General features: G+C 45.6%; 10 protein-coding genes. 8 read left to right on the top strand and 2 right to left on the bottom strand.

Translation table 11 applies throughout. From position 1 onward, the window contains the following. Positions 1-79 precede the first annotated feature (79 nt). The gene (locus QT996_RS09850; RefSeq protein WP_333046229.1) at positions 80-1,378 is read left to right on the top strand and encodes an RNA-guided endonuclease TnpB family protein; all 1,299 of its coding nucleotides are present in this window, start codon (positions 80-82) and stop codon (positions 1,376-1,378) included. A 98-nt stretch (positions 1,379-1,476) separates the two neighbouring features. Here QT996_RS09850 and QT996_RS09855 read toward each other — a convergent pair whose 3' ends face one another. Further along, positions 1,477-1,608: a hypothetical protein gene (locus QT996_RS09855; RefSeq protein WP_333002731.1), complete on the bottom strand. Its 132-nt coding sequence runs from the start codon at positions 1,606-1,608 to the stop codon at positions 1,477-1,479. A 230-nt stretch (positions 1,609-1,838) separates the two neighbouring features. Between QT996_RS09855 and QT996_RS09860 the strand changes: the two genes are divergently transcribed. From QT996_RS09860 to QT996_RS09870, 3 genes are all read left to right on the top strand, one after another. Further along, the gene (locus tag QT996_RS09860; protein ID WP_333046230.1) at positions 1,839-2,429 is read left to right on the top strand and encodes a hypothetical protein; all 591 of its coding nucleotides are present in this window, start codon (positions 1,839-1,841) and stop codon (positions 2,427-2,429) included. Positions 2,430-2,665: 236 nt separating this feature from the next. Next, entirely contained in the window at positions 2,666-2,869 is a 204-nt protein-coding gene (locus tag QT996_RS09865) for a hypothetical protein (protein WP_333046231.1), read from the top strand. Positions 2,870-2,924: 55 nt separating this feature from the next. Continuing rightward, entirely contained in the window at positions 2,925-3,470 is a 546-nt protein-coding gene (locus QT996_RS09870; protein WP_015211723.1) for a tyrosine-type recombinase/integrase, read from the top strand. 1,112 nt (positions 3,471-4,582) lie between these two features. Here the strand turns inward: QT996_RS09870 and QT996_RS09875 are convergent. Next, on the bottom strand, positions 4,583-4,726 hold the full coding sequence (locus QT996_RS09875; RefSeq protein WP_333046234.1) for a hypothetical protein: 144 nt from the start codon (positions 4,724-4,726) through the stop codon (positions 4,583-4,585). Positions 4,727-5,925: 1,199 nt separating this feature from the next. Between QT996_RS09875 and QT996_RS09880 the strand changes: the two genes are divergently transcribed. The 4 genes from QT996_RS09880 (at position 5,926) to QT996_RS09895 (ending at position 19,998) form a co-directional block, all read left to right on the top strand. Continuing rightward, positions 5,926-8,145 (top strand): transporter substrate-binding domain-containing protein, encoded by a 2,220-nt coding sequence (locus tag QT996_RS09880; RefSeq protein ID WP_333046236.1) that lies wholly within the window; start codon positions 5,926-5,928, stop codon positions 8,143-8,145. An 89-nt stretch (positions 8,146-8,234) separates the two neighbouring features. Continuing rightward, positions 8,235-8,447 carry a hypothetical protein gene (locus tag QT996_RS09885; RefSeq protein WP_333046237.1) on the top strand — a complete coding sequence of 71 codons (213 nt, stop codon included), beginning with the start codon at positions 8,235-8,237 and terminating at the stop codon, positions 8,445-8,447. Between the two features lie 206 nt (positions 8,448-8,653). After that, the gene (locus QT996_RS09890) at positions 8,654-18,496 is read left to right on the top strand and encodes an amino acid adenylation domain-containing protein (RefSeq protein WP_333046238.1); all 9,843 of its coding nucleotides are present in this window, start codon (positions 8,654-8,656) and stop codon (positions 18,494-18,496) included. Positions 18,497-18,834: 338 nt separating this feature from the next. Beyond that, positions 18,835-19,998 (top strand): NarL family transcriptional regulator, encoded by a 1,164-nt coding sequence (locus tag QT996_RS09895; protein WP_333046240.1) that lies wholly within the window; start codon positions 18,835-18,837, stop codon positions 19,996-19,998. Positions 19,999-20,136: the final 138 nt, after the last annotated feature.

The following is a 20,136-nucleotide window of genomic DNA, read 5'->3' on the forward strand; positions in this document are numbered from 1 at the left end:
GTAAACTTTTCGGGATTTTTGGTCGAATTCACAGATTCCGTATTAAGATGTAAAGAGTCTAAAAAATAGTAAATTGTCAATGGAAAAAGCTTACCGTTACAGATTTTACCCAACGCCCCAACAAGAAACCTTGTTGAGACGAACGGTAGGGTGTGTGCGGTTAGTTTACAACCGAGCCTTAGCACTCAGAACCGATGCTTTCTATACAGAACAGAAGCGGATTGGATATAAAGAAACTTCTGGCGCTTTAACTCAATGGAAAAAGCAGGAAGATTTGCATTTTCTCAAAGAAGTGTCCTCGGTTCCCTTGCAACAATCGTTGAGACACTTACAATCTGCCTTTAGTAACTTCTTTGAAGGTCGGGCGAAATATCCCAACTTCAAGAAGAAGCGAAATGGCGGTTCTGCAACCTTTACCAAGTCATCCTTTACCCTTAAAGAAGGTAAAGTATTCCTAGCAAAATGCGATGAACCACTCAATATTCTGTGGTCGCGTCAACTTCCAAGGAATTCTAATCCGTCATCAATGACGGTAAAACTTACACCTTCTGGTAAATGGTTCATTTCCATTTTGTGTGATACAAAAATAATGCCCAAACCCACCTCAATGAAACAAAATGGAGTGGATTTGGGCATTGATGCGTTAGTGACGACCAGTGACGGGATGAAGTTTAACAATCCCAAGTCACTGCTCCAAGCGCAGAAAAAACTCAGGCGATTAAATAAAGCTTTAGCACGAAAGCATAAAGGCTCTAATAATCGCCATAAAGCTCGATTGAAACTAGCGGGTATCCACGAAAAGATTGCCAACATCCGCAAAAATAACTTGCACAAAATAACGTCTCAACTGATTACCGAAAACCAAGTAATTGTGGCGGAGACGTTAAATGTGAAAGGGATGTTGAAGAATCACAAATTGGCTCAAGCGATCTCGGATGCGAGTTGGGGAGAATTAATCCGCCAATTAGAGTATAAAGCTAATTGGTATGGTCGTACTTTCATCAAAATTGACCAGTGGTTTCCCAGTTCAAAACGGTGTCATTGTTGTGGGCATATCATTGATAAATTGCCCTTAAAAATACGGGAATGGGATTGTCCTAAGTGCAATACCCATCACGATCGAGATGAAAATGCCGGGAAAAATATTTTAGCCGCAGGACTTGCGGTGATAGCCTGTGGAGCGACTGTAAGACCAAACTCCTATAAGGATGGCGGCGGGTGCCTTGAAGCAGGAAGTAACAGTCGTGAGGCTGTAAAAACTCGGAAGCGATCCAAAAGTTCCGAGGAATCCCCACCCTCAAAGATCTTGGCACGCAGTGCTAAGTATACGGGTGGGGAGGATGTCAAGGTTCCATCTAGCGTGCCAAGTTATGGGTGAAATGACAGTAATGTCCGATTAATTTTTGATTAACTTTTATCTCCGCGCCTACCGTCGCGGAGTGGAAGACAGCTGAACTAACAATTCCCGCACCCGGCCTACAAACAAAGCGAGCTACTGAAACCACTTTCCGCAGAGAGTGCTAATTGTGGCGACTGAACGCTCACCCGCCACTGTCCCCTCGCATTGGCGCCCGTCACGCGCGAGGCGATCGCAAAGAAAGAAAACACAACTTTTCGCTTTCCTGAAACCGCTTAGATCCTCGTACAGCAGGTCGGAGCCTTTGAATTAATTATCAGAGGAGGTGTATTTCTCCTCAGTTAATCATCCAAAAGGCTGAAGTTAATTATCCGTTTTTTCAGCCCGTGTAGCCATGCTGCACCATGTTGTCAACTGTTGCAATCTAAAAAAGGTTAGCAATGCTTACCGCGAAAATTTTGATTTGGAGTTTTCTGTTAATATGACTATCCAAACTATCAACGATGTACTATTTCCCCCTTTCCTTTTTACCACTCTCTTTTGCTTAGCCTCAGTATTCCTGCACAAACCTGAAGCAGCCCAAGAAGAACTCACAGACAATCGAACCCAAGTAAATGTGTCAACAGTCGCAACACCATCCGATGGTATTGGCAGTGCCGTAAATGGAGCAACAATTGAAATTGAGAAACCAGCCATATCCCATCACACTCGCCATCAGACCACAGGCAAAAAAACACCAAACAAACCAGCAAAACCAATTGATTTTGCCGCACATTCAGGCGCAAGCACAACCTCAGTTCCTGCCGTTAATACTTCAATAATTTCACTTAGGCAAGCTCGCAAAATTGCTAGCGCCATCAAAGCTGCTGCGCCAGAACTGGGGTTCAAGCAAAAAGTTAACGGCTCTGATTCCTCTATTGAATGGTTGCAGGCTCAAATCAAAAATCGGCTGGAAAATTCTCCCCTAATTGTGATGCCTATCATCCTCAAGCTTGCTCCCAAAGCGGTGATTGCAAATACCCTAGCATCTGCTACTTCCCAACTAGGTGAAAGTGCGCGTTCAGTGTCCTAGCAGCGAACGAAAAGTTTCTCAATCAACCAGCGTACTCGTTTACCCTCCGAAACTTATAACAATGCCCAAGCCTTCGTAAGGCTTGGGCAGTTCTTTTGACCAGAATAAGCGATTTTCCTATAAAATCCTAATTTTTTATTAAAGGGGAACAAAACTAGCAAAACAACTTGCAAAGTGAATATAAAAATAGTATAATCAAATTATTACAAGCGCCACTTCTATTTGAGCGTACTGTTATGGCGGCAATTAAACCTGTTACCTTCCTAGACCTCATAGATGCGATCGCCACCTTGCCAATTATCAATTTGCCTGAGAATTTAAGTCAGTTGAGTAGCAATAAAAGCCAATCTAACTGCAATAAAGGACGCGGGCGGAGGCATCCTCGGCGCTGCGCCCCGCAAGTGGCCCATCAAGCGATAAAAGCTTTTCGGCAGACTTGACGTAAGGACACTTTCGTCCAATAATAAGGGAGCTTTCATTTTGGAGGGCTGCGCCGTGAAGGTTCAAGGCAACGGGCGTGCTAAGATTTTGACGCCAGCCGAAATATCTAGGCTGTTCGACCGGGGTTTTGTTACAGCAAGGGATAGGCTTTTGTTTGCTGTGACTTTTTATTGTGCCTGTCGTATTTCAGAGGCGTTAGCTTTAACAACTCAGGACATTGTTGGCGGTGTGGTGACGCTGCGGAAAGCGACAACTAAGGGCAAGTCAGCAACGCGAACGCTGCCGCTACATCCCATGTTGGCTAAGTTTTTATTGGCTTACAATCCAGATGCGGGTTTTTTGTTTCCGGGGCGAGAGGGTACGAAGCCTTTGACACGCTCTCAGGCAGACTTGATTTTTAAAGAAGCTTGCAAGCGGGTAAGAATTAAGGGAGCTTCCACACATTCGATGAGGCGGACAGCACTCACGAATTTGAGCAATGCTGGGGTGCCACTGCGGGTAATTATGGAGATATCAGGTCACAAAAATTTGTCGAGCCTCCAGCGCTATTTAGAAGTGCAGCCGGAACAGCTTGTCAAGGCGCTCGGGATTCTGAAGTGAAGCGATCGCGACTTTGGTTCGCCAGATTGTTTCAACAGTTGAAGGGCTCTCCCGTAAGTCTTCTTTGAATTCAGGCGATATTTGGACGCAAGGCTCGCGATGGCTACCCATTTCTTCCCGGATGTATTTTAGCTAAAACAAAGGCAACTGCTATCCGCGACAATCCTGACTGGTTTGAGCCGCCTGCTCAAGAGTGAGGTGTGAATAAGCTTTCCTGACTCTTGAGTTGTAATTGACGTAATCCCCATAACTCCATAAAAACTATCTTACGGAACCAGTCAAAGGGCAGATAGATATATACTTACTGCTGCAAATGCTAGGAAATGCCCAAATCATTAAAAATGACTCCACCAATCAACAACCCGAAGGTACTTATCAGTGCGACACCAGCAGTAAATACACCGGAATCCTGATTGTCATTACACCCACAAACTGCCAAATATTTACCCCTTAAAAGTTAGATATTTAGGGTAATTTTGGTTGGTAGCGACTACTATATCACTAAAAAAAAGCTCAAATAATTAAGCTATTTTCGGGCGAAAAGCCCTTGTAAAAATCTAGGGATATTCATTGATAGTCAGAAGATTGAACTGACAAATTTATCAGTACAAGACAGGTTTGGCCTTGTCAAAGAGCGGCAGCCCTGTCACGCGCGCGTGAAGAAGGCTCTCAAACACCTTCCATTTGGTTGACGACGTTAGCGCAGCCGGAGAAGAGGATCGCTCGATCTGATTTTTTTCAACCGCGATCGACAATAAATCTTGTTGATTATCGATCGCGAGCACCTAGGATGACGTAAATACGTCGTTAGCGCAGCTCTCGAAGAGGATCGCACTCAGCCAGCGGGCTGGTCAAAGAGCGGCTATCGCCGCTATTGGGAGTGACCTACTCATTTAAGTTTCATCCATTCTTAACAATAGCGAACGCATTCACCTAGGAAAGCCTTCATCACGGGCGATCGCCCTCAAAAAAGCCAGTTAGCTGTTAAGAATTATGATTGACTTCTATTTCAGTTAGGAATGAAAAATCAATAACTTGCACAATTAAACCTCAGAAGCCTTGATCCAAGGTAAACTATTGCTCTATTAGTCACCTTATTTATTTTTCATTCCTCAGTGGATCTGGCGATCGCGTTTTTTTGCGACTGGGCGACGTGCCGTTTTTTGACGCCAGCAAGTTTTTTCCTGATAGACTTGTTGGAGTTCCTCCACCGTATTCACCGTTCTGGGGTTGTAACTTACTGGCAACTGAGTCACCTCTTTCGTAAGGATTCAGGTCATGAAAAAAGCAGTAAAACCTATACGGTGTAACCATTTGGTCAAATAATCATCAAATATCCATTCTTATTAAGAAACCATGAAAGCTTTTATTTTCGTACCTATTGAGAATTAAGCTGTTGATTTAGCGAAGGCTTGAATTCTAGAAGTCCTTCTGTGACTACGTTTCAGATACCTGAATCCTTACCCTCTTTCGACACAGTTCCCTGAAGTTGTAGGAGATGCGATCGATAGATTATGCAAGATCCGACTTTTCCGACTTTACGATCCGACTTTTCCGACTTACAAAGGCAGGGGAGAGGAAGTATAATAGAGATTAAGATGCCGTCTGAAAACGTGTAGAAGCAATTAATAAACTTTCATAGCTTGTGAACGATACAGTTATAATCAGGGTTTAACGCTACAGTTATAATCAGGGTTTAACGCTACAAAAGGGACTTCTACTTAATTACTACCATATAGTTCAGAGTGTGTATAATCGCGCGTCGAACGTAAAATTACGGCTATTTTTTAGCTCGTGATTTACACAATAGTGCGTACATCATTGTTAGATCAATAAATCCCCTATGGACGAATGATATAAGGATGTATGAATTATCTCAAGAACTATTTGCTCTAGAAGTGAATGTAAATGGGGGCATTTCTTCTCAACCTTTTTCTACGTTACTCAGGCCCAAACAAGGAAATGTTGAATTTTTACCTTGCATGAGCTTTTGTTTACATAAATTTTATTGATTTCCCTTGACAAGCATCTATCCAAAGACTTATCTTAAATATATCTAGAGATAGATGACAAATAAATAAGCTGATGAGTACGGCTGGCAAAAAGATTAAATTGAATCTACAGGGGGTAGTGGCTCGAAAAATCCGAGTATTACTGCTGCCAAGGCATTCAAGAGCGGACGTATGGGGGCAATAGCAGCCTCCGGCAAGAAATCTCGTGCCGAGCCAACTTTTTGAAAGGTGCTGAAAGATTGGGAGGGCAGCGGGTGCAGTTGACTGTTTTCTAAGTGAAGGCTAGGGTTCGGCTAACACAACAGCAATAGCATAATTCACCTATTGCTTAACAAAACTATCCAACAATAGCAAGGTGCCGGAATAGGCTGCGGTTGGAGCCGAATTCAGCGTTGATCCGAATCCCTGCCAATTGAGAACACAAATTATCGAATTACAGGAGTATGACCATTCTTAACTACAACGAAAGCACCTATCTGCAAGAAAATCCCGACGTGGCACAAGCCGTAGCTTCAGGCATTATTCCCAACGGCTTCGAGCATTGGGTAAAGTTTGGTTTTATTGAAAAAAGAACGCCACAAATTTCCTTCAACGAGCAATTTTATCTAGATGCTAACCCCCAGGTAGCAGCAGCAGTTGCCAACGGTAGTTTCTCAAGCGGATTTGAACATTATGCGCGGTTTGGAGCGGCTGAAGGTCGATCGCCCGTTGCCAGTATAACACCCACAGGATCTCAACTTCAAGAAATCTTAAAACGCGGGTTTGTGCGGGTTGCAGTTAACGAGGATGCACTCGGATTTAGCAACCGAGAAGCCGACGGTTCTTTTAGTGGGATTGGCATTGATTTTAGTCGCGCCATTGCCACCGCTTTGTTTGGCAACCCGAATGCAATAGAATTCGTAGTCGTCAAGGCAGGTGAAGACTTTAACAGCGTAGCCAGTGGCGCAGTAGATATCGCCGCCACTTTGCCCACTCAATCTGTTCTCCGCGATGCCAGTTTAGGAGTAGATTATTCGCCTACCGTTTTCTTCGACACTCAAGCGGTATTGGTGCGTGGTAATAGTGGAATTAGTTCTGTTGAGCAGTTATCAGGAACAACCATCGGCGTATTAGCAGGAACGCGCTCTGGGCAAAATTTAATAGATGCCGCCCAACGTGCCGGAATCGCCCTCAACATCCAAACTTTCCCCTCACAAGATGCTCTGTTTGACGCTTACGATGCGGGGCAATTGGGGGCAGTTTCGATTAATCGCGGGGTTCTCAGCAATCGCATTCCCACCTTATCCAATCCGGGAAATCAAGTCATCTTGGATGAAGCCATTTCTAAAGAGCCTTTAGCACTCATCGTGCCGGAAAATCAGTCTGAATGGGCTGATGTGGTGCGCTGGGTGGTCAACGCTCCCATCCAAGCCGAATTCTTTGGCATTAACTCCCAGAATGTGAATGAATTTCTTGATGGAAATTCTGCCAGTAAGCGCTTCTTAGGCGTGGAAGGGAAGTTAGGAGAATCTTTGGGACTCAAAAATGATTTTGCGTTGAAAGTTATCCAACAAATTGGTAATTACGAAGAGATTTACAATCGCAATTTCAATCCCGAAGTGCTGCCGCGCCAGCTCAATGAACTAATGTTTGTCGAGCCTGGGGGACTGCTTTATTATCCACCATTTTCGGGGACTGACGAATTAAGTGTACCCTTGGTAAATAACGACAACCGCAACGTTTTACAGGAAGTTTTAGACCGGGGGTTCGTGCGCGTTGGGGTGAGAAATGATGCACCTGGACTGGGTTTTTCTGATCCCAACGGCAATTTAACCGGATTTGATGTCGATTTGGGTCGGGGACTAGCAGCTTCCCTATTTGGCGACCCCAACGCAGTGGAATTCGTGATTCAGAAAACCGGTGCTCAGCGCTTCAGCGATGTCGCCAATGGCATCGTTGATGTAACTAGCCGCAATGCCACCCTCAACCTCAAGCGGGATGCTTTGCTGGGGGTAGATTTTGCCCCCATTAATACTTACGATGCTCAATTTGTGGTAACACCAACCGCCAGCGGAATTACCTCTTTTGAACAGCTTGCAGGTCGCCGAATTGGCGTGAGTGCAAATACCACTTCTGAGGCAAATCTGCGAGAAAAGTTGAGTGCTTCGGGAATTAATGCGGAAATCGTAGCCTTAGATAGCTTCCCGACCCTATTTGATAGTTATATCAAGGGCGAATTGGATGCGATCACCGGCGATGGAAGTCTGATTATCTCTCGTCTTCTGACCTTACCCCCAGAGCAGCGAGACCGGCATCTGCCATTTCCAGAAATTTTGGGAGAGGAACCTTTAGCAATGGTGGTGGACGAGAATCAATCCCAGTGGAAGGATGTGGTTTCTGGAGTTACTTATTCTCTTTATGAAGCGTTAGAACTGGGTTTAACTTCAGAAAATGTAGCTGAAGCCGTCAATAGTTCAGATCCAGTTGTCCGCCGCTTTTTGGGAGTGGAAGGAAATGTGGGTGAAAGTCTGGGTTTGTCGAATAATTTTGCTTTGAATGCGATTTCCGCAGTGGGGAACTATAGCGAAATGACTAACCGAAACTTTCCAGGGATTCCTTTTGATGAAGCTACTACGCTTCCTTATACAGAAGGTGGTGTCTTGTTCTCCGTTCCTTTTGCTTAATTGGCCTGAAGCAGGGTGATTTACGAAGCGCCCTGACAACAATAAACCGTGCATCTTCGCTTTCAATTCATTGACTAGGTAAAATCATCATGCAAGCCACTACTAACCCCATTGCCAACCGAGCCGAAGAACAACAAGTTTTACACAGTCTTGCCGCAGGCGAAACCCGTGCCTTCTGGCAACTCTTCCAACAGTGCCGAGACTACCTGTTTCGGTGCTGCCTCAAGTGGACGAACGGTAACTTGACCGAAGTGGAAGATTTGCTGAGTCAGGCGATGCTCAAAGCGTTGAAAAAAGCATAAAAGTACGCGGAAAAAATCGAAAATTTCAAGTCTTGGCTAACGACCCTGACTCGAATTTGAAAATATTTGCAATAGCTAAAAGCTGGCACTTGAATAAGATCGCATATTCTGTCGATACTTGTGTCTGTATTAACGATTTTGTCGTTTTTTGAGCTAAAAAAACTCAGTCAAAAAATCCCCAAAAATTACTCCTACATAATTATTTTATGAGTGACATAATTATAAAATCTGAAAATTCGGATGTTAATCCTGAAGATAAATTTTCTGACCACCGGCCTTTGACAGAAGCCGAACGACATAAAATATTAAACGATTGGAATAATACAACCAAAGAATATCCCCACGATCGCTGCATTCATCAGTTATTTGAGGAACAGGTAAAACGGACACCTGACGCTGTGGCGGTGGTCTTTGAAGAACAGCAACTGACGTACCTCGAATTGAACGCAAGAGCAAATCAGTTGGCACACTACCTGCGATCGCTGGGTGTAGGGCCAGAAGTGCTGGTCGGTCTGTGTGTAGAGCGTTCCTTTGAGATGATTATAGGACTCTTAGGCGTACTCAAAGCGGGTGGTGCTTATGTCCCCATAGACCCTGCCTACCCAACTGATCGCATCGCCTATATGCTCGATGATTCACGGCTGCCAGTTTTACTGACTCAACAAAAACTCGTCGCCTCGTTACCAAAGCATCAAGCACGGGTAGTCTGCTTGGATGTTAATGGGGAAGAAATCTCTACAGCAAGTGAGCTTTCTCCCATCACTGACTTGACACCGGAAAACTTGGCTTATGTCATTTACACCTCCGGCTCAACCGGAAAACCTAAAGGAGTTAAAGTTGCTCATCGAGGATTGTGCAATTTAGCAACAGCACAAATTAACCTATTTAACGTTCAGCCAGATAGTCGCGTTCTCCAGTTTGCTTCGATTAGCTTCGACGCTTCTATCTCGGAAATTGTGATGGCTCTTTGTGCGGGAGCTGCATTATGTTTGGGAACGCGAGAGGAATTACAACCAGGACAACCTTTATTGCGACTGTTACAGAAGCAAGGGATTACTCACGCTACCCTTGTACCGTCAGCACTCGCCGTTCTGTCACCTCAACATTTACCAGCTTTAGAGACTATTGTTGTTGCGGGAGAGCCATGTCCTCCTTCTTTGGTCACTCAATGGGCTGGAGGACGGCGCTTTTTTAATGCTTACGGGCCAACTGAATCCACTGTTTGCGCTACGGCTGCACAATGCTTTGAAGGCATGGACGTGCTGCCAATTGGTCGTCCGATTGACAACACCCAAATCTATATTCTCGACACTCAGAACGAACCCGTACCCGTTGGAGTGCCGGGAGAACTCCATATCGGGGGTGTTGGTTTAGCCCGAGGATATCTCAACCGTCCTGATTTAACCGAGCAAAAGTTCATTCCTAATCCATTTAGCCACGAACCAAATTCTCGCCTATACAAAACTGGAGATTTAGTTCGTTATCTCCCAAATGGCAACATCGAATTTATTTGTCGCATCGATAATCAAGTAAAAATTCGCGGATTCCGGATCGAACTCGGAGAAATTGAGGCTTTACTGAGCCAGCATCCCAGTGTAAGAGAGACTGTAGTTATAGTCAGAGAAAACGCTACAGGCGACAAGCAATTAGTAGCTTATATTGTCCCGCATCAGGAGCTAGTACCCACAAATAGTAACCTGCGCCGCTGCCTCAAAGAGCAACTGCCTGATTACATGGTGCCAAGTGCTTTTGTCATGCTAGAGGCACTACCGCTGACACACAATGGTAAAATAGACCGCCAATCATTGCCAGCACCAGAACTACGTCTCGAACTGGAACGGTATTTTGTCGCCCCTCGCACTCCGATTGAGGAGGTGCTGGCTGAAATCTGGGTTAAAGTGTTGAGGGTCGAACGGGTTAGTATTCACGACAACTTCTTGGAATTGGGCGGACATTCTTTGCTAGCCATCCAGGTTATTTCTCGAGTGCGCGACACATTGGAGGTAGAGTTACCTCTGCGCTGTCTGTTTGAAGCGCCTACAGTAGCAGAACTGGCACAGTATGTGGAGACACTTCAAAGGCATTGCTCCAAATTCCTAATTCCACCTATCCAACCCGTCGAGCGAACCGAGAACCTGCCTCTGTCTTTTGGTCAAGAGCAACTGTGGATACTTGATCAACTCGCACCAGATACTCCCGTTTATAACGAACCTTCAACGATTCGCCTGCCAGGGAATGTCAATGTAGCAGCATTGGAAAAAGCCCTTAATGAGATTGTCAAGCGTCACGAAATACTGCGGACAACTTATAGGATGGTTGATGGGCAACCGATGCAAGCGATCGCCCCATCCTTGACCATACCACTTCCAGTAGTAGACCTGCGATCGCTTCCAACTTCAGAGCGAGAGGCAGAAGCTTTGCGACTGGCAACACAAGAAGCACGGCTACCCTTCGACCTCACCTCTGGACGACTGCTGCGAGCTACTTTAATGCGGCTTGACGAAACAGATTACAGGTTATTCCTGACCGCACATCACATTGTATACGATGGCGTTTCCTCTTATAGTGTCTTCCTTCCCGAACTGCAAACCCTTTATCAAGCCTTTTGTGCTGACCAACCCTCACCGCGAAAAGAACTCCCCATCCAGTATGCAGACTTTGGTGTGTGGCAGCGGCAATGGCTTCGATCGGAAGTGCTGGAACCCCAGATTGCTTACTGGAAGCAGCAGCTAGCTGATCTGCCCGTGCTACAGTTGCCCACAGACCGCCCGCGAACGGCTCGCCAATCCTTTAGAGGGTCTCGGCAGTGTCTAACGCTATCTAGGAATTTGACCGACGAACTATTGGCACTCTCGCGGCGTGAAGGGGTGACGCTTTTTATGACGCTGCTGGCAGCGTTCAAAACATTGCTGTACCGCTATACAGGAGCAGATGACATTCCTGTGGGTACTGTTACCGGAAGCCGCAACCGACCCGATATTGAGGGGTTGATAGGGTTTTTCCTCAACACTCTCGTGCTACGTACAGATTTATCGGGGAACCCTAGTTTCCAACAGCTACTAGAGCGAGTTCGGGAAGTTACTTTAGAAGCAGATGCTCACCGCGACTTACCATTTGAACATCTGGTGCAAACACTGCAACCAGAGCATTCTTTGAGTCAGAACCCCCTGTTCCAGGTTTCCTTTGTCCTCGAACCTCCAATGCCTGCCCTTGATTCTGGTTGGAACATGAGTCAGTTGGATGTGGATACTGGTACGGCTAAGTTCGATCTGACCCTGGAATTAGATGAAAGACCAGAAGGTATTATTGGGCGGATTGAGTACAGCACGGATTTATTTGATGCCAGCACAATTTCTCGCATGATAGGGCATTTCCAGGCTCTATTAGAAGGAATTGTTGCTAATCCTCTTTCGCGAATTTCAGACTTGCCTCTGCTGACAGAAACAGAGCGCCACCAGCTATTAGTAGAGTGGAATAACTCTACAAAAGAGTATCCGCAATATAAGTGTATCCATCAGTTATTTGAAGAGCAGGTTGAGCTAACTCCTGATGCTGTGGCAGTGGTTTTTGAAGGAGAACGACTGACGTACCTCGAATTGAACGCAAGAGCAAATCAGTTGGCACACTACCTGCGAGCGCTGGGTGTAGGGCCAGAAGTTTTGGTGGGCATCTGCGTAGAACGTTCCTTTGAGATGATTATAGGGCTGTTAGGCGTACTCAAAGCAGGTGGTGCTTATGTCCCTATAGACCCCGCCTATCCAACTGATCGCATCGCCTATATGCTCGATGATTCACGACTGCCAGTTTTACTAACTCAACAAAAACTGGTGGCCTCGTTACCAGAGCATCAAGGGCAAGTAATTTGCTTAGATTCAAATTGGGAAGAAATCTCTACCGAAAGTCAACTGTCTCTCATCACTGGCGTGACACCGGAGAACTTGGCTTATGTCATTTACACTTCCGGTTCAACTGGAAAACCCAAAGGAGTTCTAGTTACTCACCAAGGATTATGCAATCTATCGCAGGCACAAATCAAGGTGTTTAATGTGCAGCCCGGTAGTTGCGTTCTCCAGTTTGCATCCATTAGCTTTGACGCTTCTATCTCGGAAATTGTCATGGCTCTTTGTGCAGGGGCGAAGCTTTGTCTGGGAACGCGGGAGGAACTGCAACCAGGACAACCTTTGTTAAGGCTATTACAGGAGCAAAAGATTACTCACCTTACCCTTGTGCCATCAGCCCTCGCCACGCTGCCAACTCAAGAGTTACCAGATATGCAAAATATTGTTGTAGCAGGAGAACCATGTCCTCCTTCTTTAGTCACTCAATGGGCAAAGGAACGACGATTCTTTAATGCTTACGGGCCAACTGAATCTACTGTTTGCGCTACAGTTGCACAATGCTTTGAAGGTATGGATGTGCTGCCGATTGGTCGTCCGATTAACAACACCCAAGTCTATATTCTCGATCGCTACCTCCAACTCGTTCCTATTGGGGTTCCTGGGGAACTACACATTGCCAGTGTGGGATTAGCACGAGGCTACCTCAATCGTCCTGATTTAACTGAAGAAAAATTTATCCCTAACCCCTTTAGCAATCAACCGAGTTCTCGCCTCTACAAAACAGGCGACTTAGCCCGTTACTTGTCAGATGGTAACATCGAGTTTTTAGGTCGCATTGACAATCAAGTTAAGATTCGCGGCTTCCGTATCGAATTGGGAGAAATTGAAGCGGTACTCAGCCAGCATCCCGGTGTAAGAGAGACTGCGGTTATCGCCAAAGATTTCGTTGCAGATGATAAGCAATTAGTAGCTTATGTTGTTCCACAACAGGAAGGAACACCCACAATTACTGACCTGCGCCACTTCCTCAAACAAAAACTGCCCGATTACATGGTGCCGGGTGCTTTTGTCGTTCTGGAGGCACTACCACTAACACCCAATGGAAAAGTAGACCGTCGCGCCTTACCCGCCCCTGATTTGCGGAAAGAACTGGAAGAGTCTTTTGTCGCTCCTCGAACTCCAATTGAGGAAATGCTAGCGAGCATTTGGGGTAACATCCTCTTAATTGACTCTGTAGGCGTTAATGACAATTTCTTTACCTTGGGCGGACATTCCTTATTAGCCACTCAAGTAATTTCAAGAGTGCGCGACACGATATCCATCGAATTACCATTACGCAGTTTGTTTGAAGCTCCCACGATTGCCGAATTCGCTTCGCGGGTTAAGATAGCGCTCAAAAACGGAAAATCTGTAGAAGCTCTGCCTCTTCTACCAATTCCAAGATCAGAGTCCATCCCATTATCTTTCGCTCAAACGAGGTTGTGGTTCCTCGATCGATTACAGCCAGACAGTGCATTCTACAACATCCCGCTTGCGTTACGTCTTTTCGGTCAGCTCAATATAGCGGCGCTACAGAGTAGCATCAATGAAATTATCCAGCGGCATGAAGCGTTACGCACCAACTTTGCAATAGTAGGAGATCAACCCGTTCAAGTTATTGCCTCAACTCTTAGTTTTCAACTAGAAGTTGTAAACTTGTTGCACCTGTCTGAGAGCCAACGAGAAATTGAAGCGAAACGATTAGCTACGGCTGAAGCGAATCGACCTTTTAACCTGGAGCAAGAGCCTTTACTCCGAGGGGAGGTGCTACAGCTAGGTGAAGCAGAGTACCTCTTGCTGCTCACCATGCACCACATTATTTCTGATGGTTGGTCGCTGGGCGTATTCGTGCGGGAACTAACAGAACTTTACCAAGCTTTCTGTACAGGAAAGCCTCCAGTTTTACCAGAGTTACCAGTACAATATGCCGACTTCGCCCTTTGGCAGCGACAGTGGCTAACTGGAGAAATACTAGAAACCCAACTTCACTACTGGAAGGAACAACTCAAGAACGCTCCGAATTTATTAGAATTGCCCACAGACCGAGCGCGACCGGCTGTTCAAACCTTCCGGGGAGGATATTACTATGCAGCCTTTTCCAAAGAATTGAGCGTGGAACTTGCCACGTTGAGTAAGCGAGCAGGAGTCACTCTGTTTATGACGCTTTTGGCAGCCTTTGGGACATTTCTCTACCGATACTCAGGACAAGATGACATCGTAGTAGGGACGCCTGTAGCTGGTCGCAACCGACGGGAACTTGAAAGGCTAATCGGCTTTTTTGTCAACACCTTAGTGTTGCGTACTGACCTCGGCGGCAACCCCAGTTTTGAGCAGTTACTCAATCGAATTCGGGAAGTGGCACTGCAAGGTTACACGCATCAAGACCTGCCATTCGAGCAGTTAGTAGAAGCACTGCAACCAACGCGAGACTTAAGCTACACGCCTCTATTCCAGGTGATGTTTGCTCTTGACGACGGAACAGTACCTTCTATGGAACTGCTTGATTTAGCGGTAAGCTCGTATTCCGTGGAAAGCGTCACAGCCAAGTTTGATTTGACCCTATCAATGGAGAATACGGCTGATGGATTGGTAGCAGAATGGGAATACAACTCGGATCTGTTTGATGAGACTACGATCGTTCGGATGGCGGAACATTTCCAGACCTTGTTGGAAGGAATCGTCGCCAATTCCAAACAGGCGATTTCAGATTTGCCATTGCTGACACCAGCAGAGCGACAGCAGCTATTAGTAGAGTGGAACAGCACCGCTAAAGACTATCCCCAAGAGAAGTGCATCCATCAGTTGTTTGAAGAACAAGTGGAACGCACACCCGATGCCGTAGCAGTGGTGTTTGAAGAAAAACAACTTACCTATCGAGAGTTGAATGTAAAAGCCAATCAACTGGCAAATTATCTGCGATCGCTGGGCGTGGGGCCAGAAGTGCTGGTAGGGATTTGTGTAGAGCGTTCTCTGGAAATGATAATCGGTTTGTTGGGCATCCTCAAAGCTGGCGGTGCTTACGTTCCGCTCGACCCGAACTATCCGTCTGAGCGCTTGGCTTTCATGCTAGAAGATTCGTCGGTTCCAGTTCTGCTCACTCAAGAGAAGCTAGTCGAGAAACTTCCCCAAAATTCTGCGTGTGTTGTCTGCTTGGACTCTGATTGGGAAAAAATTGCTGTTGACAGCAAAGAAAACCCTTCCATCCCAGTGAAGCCAACAAACTTGGCATACATCATCTACACATCAGGCTCTACAGGAAAACCCAAAGGCGTTTTAATCCAACATGAATCGCTAGTCAATTACACAACGGCTGCGAGTGCTGAATATGAAATAGACCAGTGTGATCGCATTCTCCAATTCTCCTCAATTAGTTTTGATGCTAGTGCCGAAGAAATCTATACCAGCCTGACTACGGGTGCAACGCTGGTCTTGCGTACCGATTCCATGCTCGACTCAATTGATAGATTTCTGCAAGATTGCTCTAATTGGAACTTAACCATCCTGGCACTACCAACAGCTTATTGGCACGAACTCACAGCAATATTAAGCCAAAAAACTTTTGCCTTTCCCCCATCATTGCGCTTAATCAGTATAGGTGGAGAAAAAGCACTGCCGGAACGATTGAAAGCTTGGATTGAGTATGTGGGACAGCAAGTGCGTCTTATAAATGTTTATGGCCCAACAGAAACCACTATAGGAGCGACACTACGCGAGTTATCGCCAGCCGATGCCACATTAAGGGAGTTGCCGATAGGAAGACCGATTGCTAATGTCTGTACCTACATCTTAGATGGGAACAGACAGCCTGTACCCATTGGCGTTCCTGGTGAGTTGCACATCGGCGGTGCTGGTTTGGCACGGGGGTATCTCAACCGTCCTGAGTTGACCAATGAGCGATTTATTCCCAATCCCTTTAGTGACTGCTCCACCGTTGGCGAAGCGTGTGCGAAGCACTCTCGCCTCTACAAAACTGGAGATCAGGTTCGTTACTTGAGCGATGGCAATATTGAATACCTTGGCAGAATAGATAACCAAGTAAAAATTCGCGGCTTCCGCATCGAACTCGGCGAGATTGAAGCAGCATTAGCCCAACATCCTGATGTTATAGAAGGGGTAGTTATTTGTCGAGAAGACAATCCTGGCGATAAGAAAATCGTAGGTTATATTACTTGTAACCTCATCCCAGATCGCATTCCTTATCACAGTGAATGTCAGCTAGAACTAGATAGTAATGCTATCAAATGCCATACAGAGGATATCTCCACAGGCGGCGTTGCTGTGGTAGGCGTACCAGCTATCAACCCAGATAAATCCTGCCACTTGCACTTACAACTACCTGGAGAGGAAGCTCCTCAGTGGCTTTCTGGAACAGTGGCTTGGTCTCATCCGCCAAAAGCCGGGGTTGGCTTTCATCTCACACCGAACGAACAGACTCAAGTTGAGCAGAGTATAGCCTACCAGTTGGAATCTCAAGACTGGTGGAAAACTTTGCAGCGTACTATGACTCGCAACCTACGCGATTACTTGAAACAAAAACTGCCCAGCTATATGATACCGAGTGCTTTTGTGTTAATGAAAGCACTACCACTAACACCCAACGGTAAAATAGACCATCGCGCTCTACCTGCACCAGATAGTTTCCACACCGAGCAAGAAGACAAATTTGTTGCCCCTCGCACCCCGACTGAAGCCAAGCTAGCTGATATCTGGGCAGAAATTTTGAGATTAAAAAGAATCGGCATTAATGATAATTTCTTTGAACTGGGAGGACATTCACTCCAAGCTGCTTCATTGGTATCTAAGCTTTCAGCAGAAATGAACCTTAAGGTTTCAGTCAAGCTTCTGTTTGAGTATCCCACTATAGCTGAGTTAGCCGTCGCACTTGAGCAATTGCCCAGCCAACTACCATCTTTTAATGCAGAAGTACCTATAGCAAAAGTTGAGAAACCTGTGACCAAATCTCCAGCGCCCACCACAGAAAAATCTCCATTTTTTCAACTAGAACAGCGCTCTTTACTCTCTTTGTTTGCTGTAGGAAAACTAGCATGCGTTGATTCAGCCGCTTTAGGTTATATTCCTCTTTCCCTAATCCAAGAAACCAGTTTGAGTCGCCATCAAATTCTTCAAAATTGGTTTGATAACCTGCCAATGTGGGATGCTGTTATGGAGACTAAATGGGGTAGAATAGCAGGCTTAACTCTTCCTATATTTGAGGATGAACTATACAACGACCAACACAAACTCGTGCAGTTAGTTATTGAAGCGTTAGAAATGGCAGGACGACTTGGTGCTAAAACCGTTTCCTTAACAGGTTTAATTCCCTCGGCTACTGATTACGGTCATGCCATTGCCAAAGCTATTGAGGGACGTAACGACTTACCGAAAATCACTACAGGACACGCTACAACCTGCTCTACTGTTGTTCTGACCATTAAGAAAATTTTAGAGGTTAGTCAGGGTTCTTTAGAACAAGAAAAAGTAGCTTTCATCGGTTTAGGTTCGATTGGAATTAATAGCCTGCGCCTAATGTTAAAATGCTTGCCGCATCCTAAGTCGATTATCCTGTGCGATATTTACAGTAAACAGGAATCCCTCCAAAATCTTCAACGCGAACTGAGCGATGATTTAGCATTTCGAGGTTCCGTCCAAATAGCAATCTCTTCATCTTCATCTGAACTGCCATCAGAAATCTATGACGCTACCTTAATCATTGGGGCTACCAACGTCCCAGACATTCTCGACATCGATCGGCTGAAACCGGGTACTTTAATTGTTGATGATTCTGGCCCACACTGTTTTTCCCCTGAACAGGCGATTAAGCGCTTTGAGAAACACAAAGATATTCTCTTTACCGAAGGTGGAGCACTTCACGCACCTGACCCAATAGAAACGGTCATCTACCTACCACAATCAATGAAGAAAAACATGGATGAAGATTCATTGTCAGACGAGTTTAAGCCTACCAATCCCCTAAACATTATGGGGTGCGTTATGTCCAGTCTCCTCTCTTCCCGTTTTGACAATATCAAGCCCACTGTAGGATTGCCAAATCTGGAAACTTGCGTGCAGCACTATCAAGGTTTAGAACGGTTAGGTTTTCAGGCAGCCGACTTACATTGTGAAGGCTATGTGTTGCAAATCGAGTCGAACCAACCGTCTAGCACGAATTAGCGATTATGCGTAGTCTTAAGAATTTCCGACCCTTTACAGGTGGAATGGGTGTTTTTCTTGTAGTCTGGTTTGGACAACTAATATCCTTGATTGGGTCGGGTATAACGAGCTTTGCATTGGGAGTTTGGGTTGACCAACGTACAAGTTCAGTCAATTCTCTCTGATTTTGTTATTTGCCATGCTACCGAATATCCGACCTCCTCCAATAGCAAAGGCATTGGTTGACCGTTGGAACCGACGCTGGTGCATGATTTTGTCCGACTCCGGTGCGGGGGTCACTACGGTGGCGATGTGGAATGTAAAGAATGTCATTTTTATAAAGGTCTAAAGGTCAAAAAATGGAAAACTTATCGCAACTGAAACTCAACGCAAGTCTATTCTCTAATCAGCCACTTCCAGTTGTTAACAGCTACAACGAATGGGACCCTCTCAAAGAAGTCATTGTCGGTCACGTTGAGGGCGCAGCCGTTCCCCACTTGGAGCCAGCACTCCTAACCAACTCTTACCCCAACAACTTGGGTTTTTTTCAAAAGTATGCGGGTCAACCCTTCCCTCAAGAACTTGTAGAAATAGCGGCTAAAGAATTAAACGAGTTTTGCCATGTTTTAGAAGCGTTTGGTGTGACTGTTCGCCGTCCCGATATCATCGACTTTTGCCAAACTTACAAAACTTTAGATTTTGAAGCTTCCGGTTTCTATGCCGCCATGCCTCGCGATGTTCTTATCGTAGTTGGCAATGAAATTATTGAAGCGCCGATGGCGTGGCGATCGCGCTTTTTTGAATATCGCGCTTACCGTTCTTTAATACTTGAATACTTCCGACAGGGGGCTAAGTGGACAACGGCTCCAAAACCTTCTATGTCGGACGAATTCTATGATTTTGAATTTGCCCAAAAACCTGTCGAAGAACGGTACGCTCTCACAGAACAAGGACACTTTGTTATTCGAGATACTGAACCTAGTTTCGATGCGGCTGATATTGTCCGTTTTGGACGAGATTTATTTGTCCAACGCAGCCACGTTACTAACAACATAGGGATTACCTGGCTCAAACGTCATCTGGGAGACACATTCCGGGTTCATGTTGTCAATTTCCCTGACTTCAATCCTATGCACATTGATGCTTCCCTCGTCCCTCTCCGCCCCGGGTTAGCTTTAATTAATCCTGCCAGACCTTGCATAGAAAAGGAGCTTTTCAAAAAAGCAGGGTGGGATTTAGTCAATGCGGCTCCCTCTACCCTTCCTGACAATTGGCCTATGTATATGTGCAGTAGTTGGGTGTGCATGAATATTTTAAGCTTAGATCCCGAAACAGTTGTTGTGGAAAAGCAGGAAGAACCAATGCAAAGACTCCTTAAAAATTTAGGTTTCAAAGTGATTCCCGTAGATTTCCGCCACGTTTACACCTTCGGTGGCTCATTCCATTGTGTGACTTGTGATGTGCGACGCGAGGGTAAACTTGAAGAATACGGATTTTCTGACCCTCTGGAAGAAGATTGCTAAACTCCGGCAGGGAGGGGTAATGAAGCTATAGCTTATGTATCCCAATAGTTCTAGCTTTTGCACTCCTTGCAATAGGGTGCGTTCTATTGGGGCTTTTTCTTCTTGTTTTAACCACCTCGAAGCTACTGTAGGATTAGT

Origin of the sequence: Microcoleus sp. S13C4, from assembly GCF_036700865.1 — a bacterium.
GTDB lineage: Bacteria > Cyanobacteriota > Cyanobacteriia > Cyanobacteriales > Microcoleaceae > Microcoleus.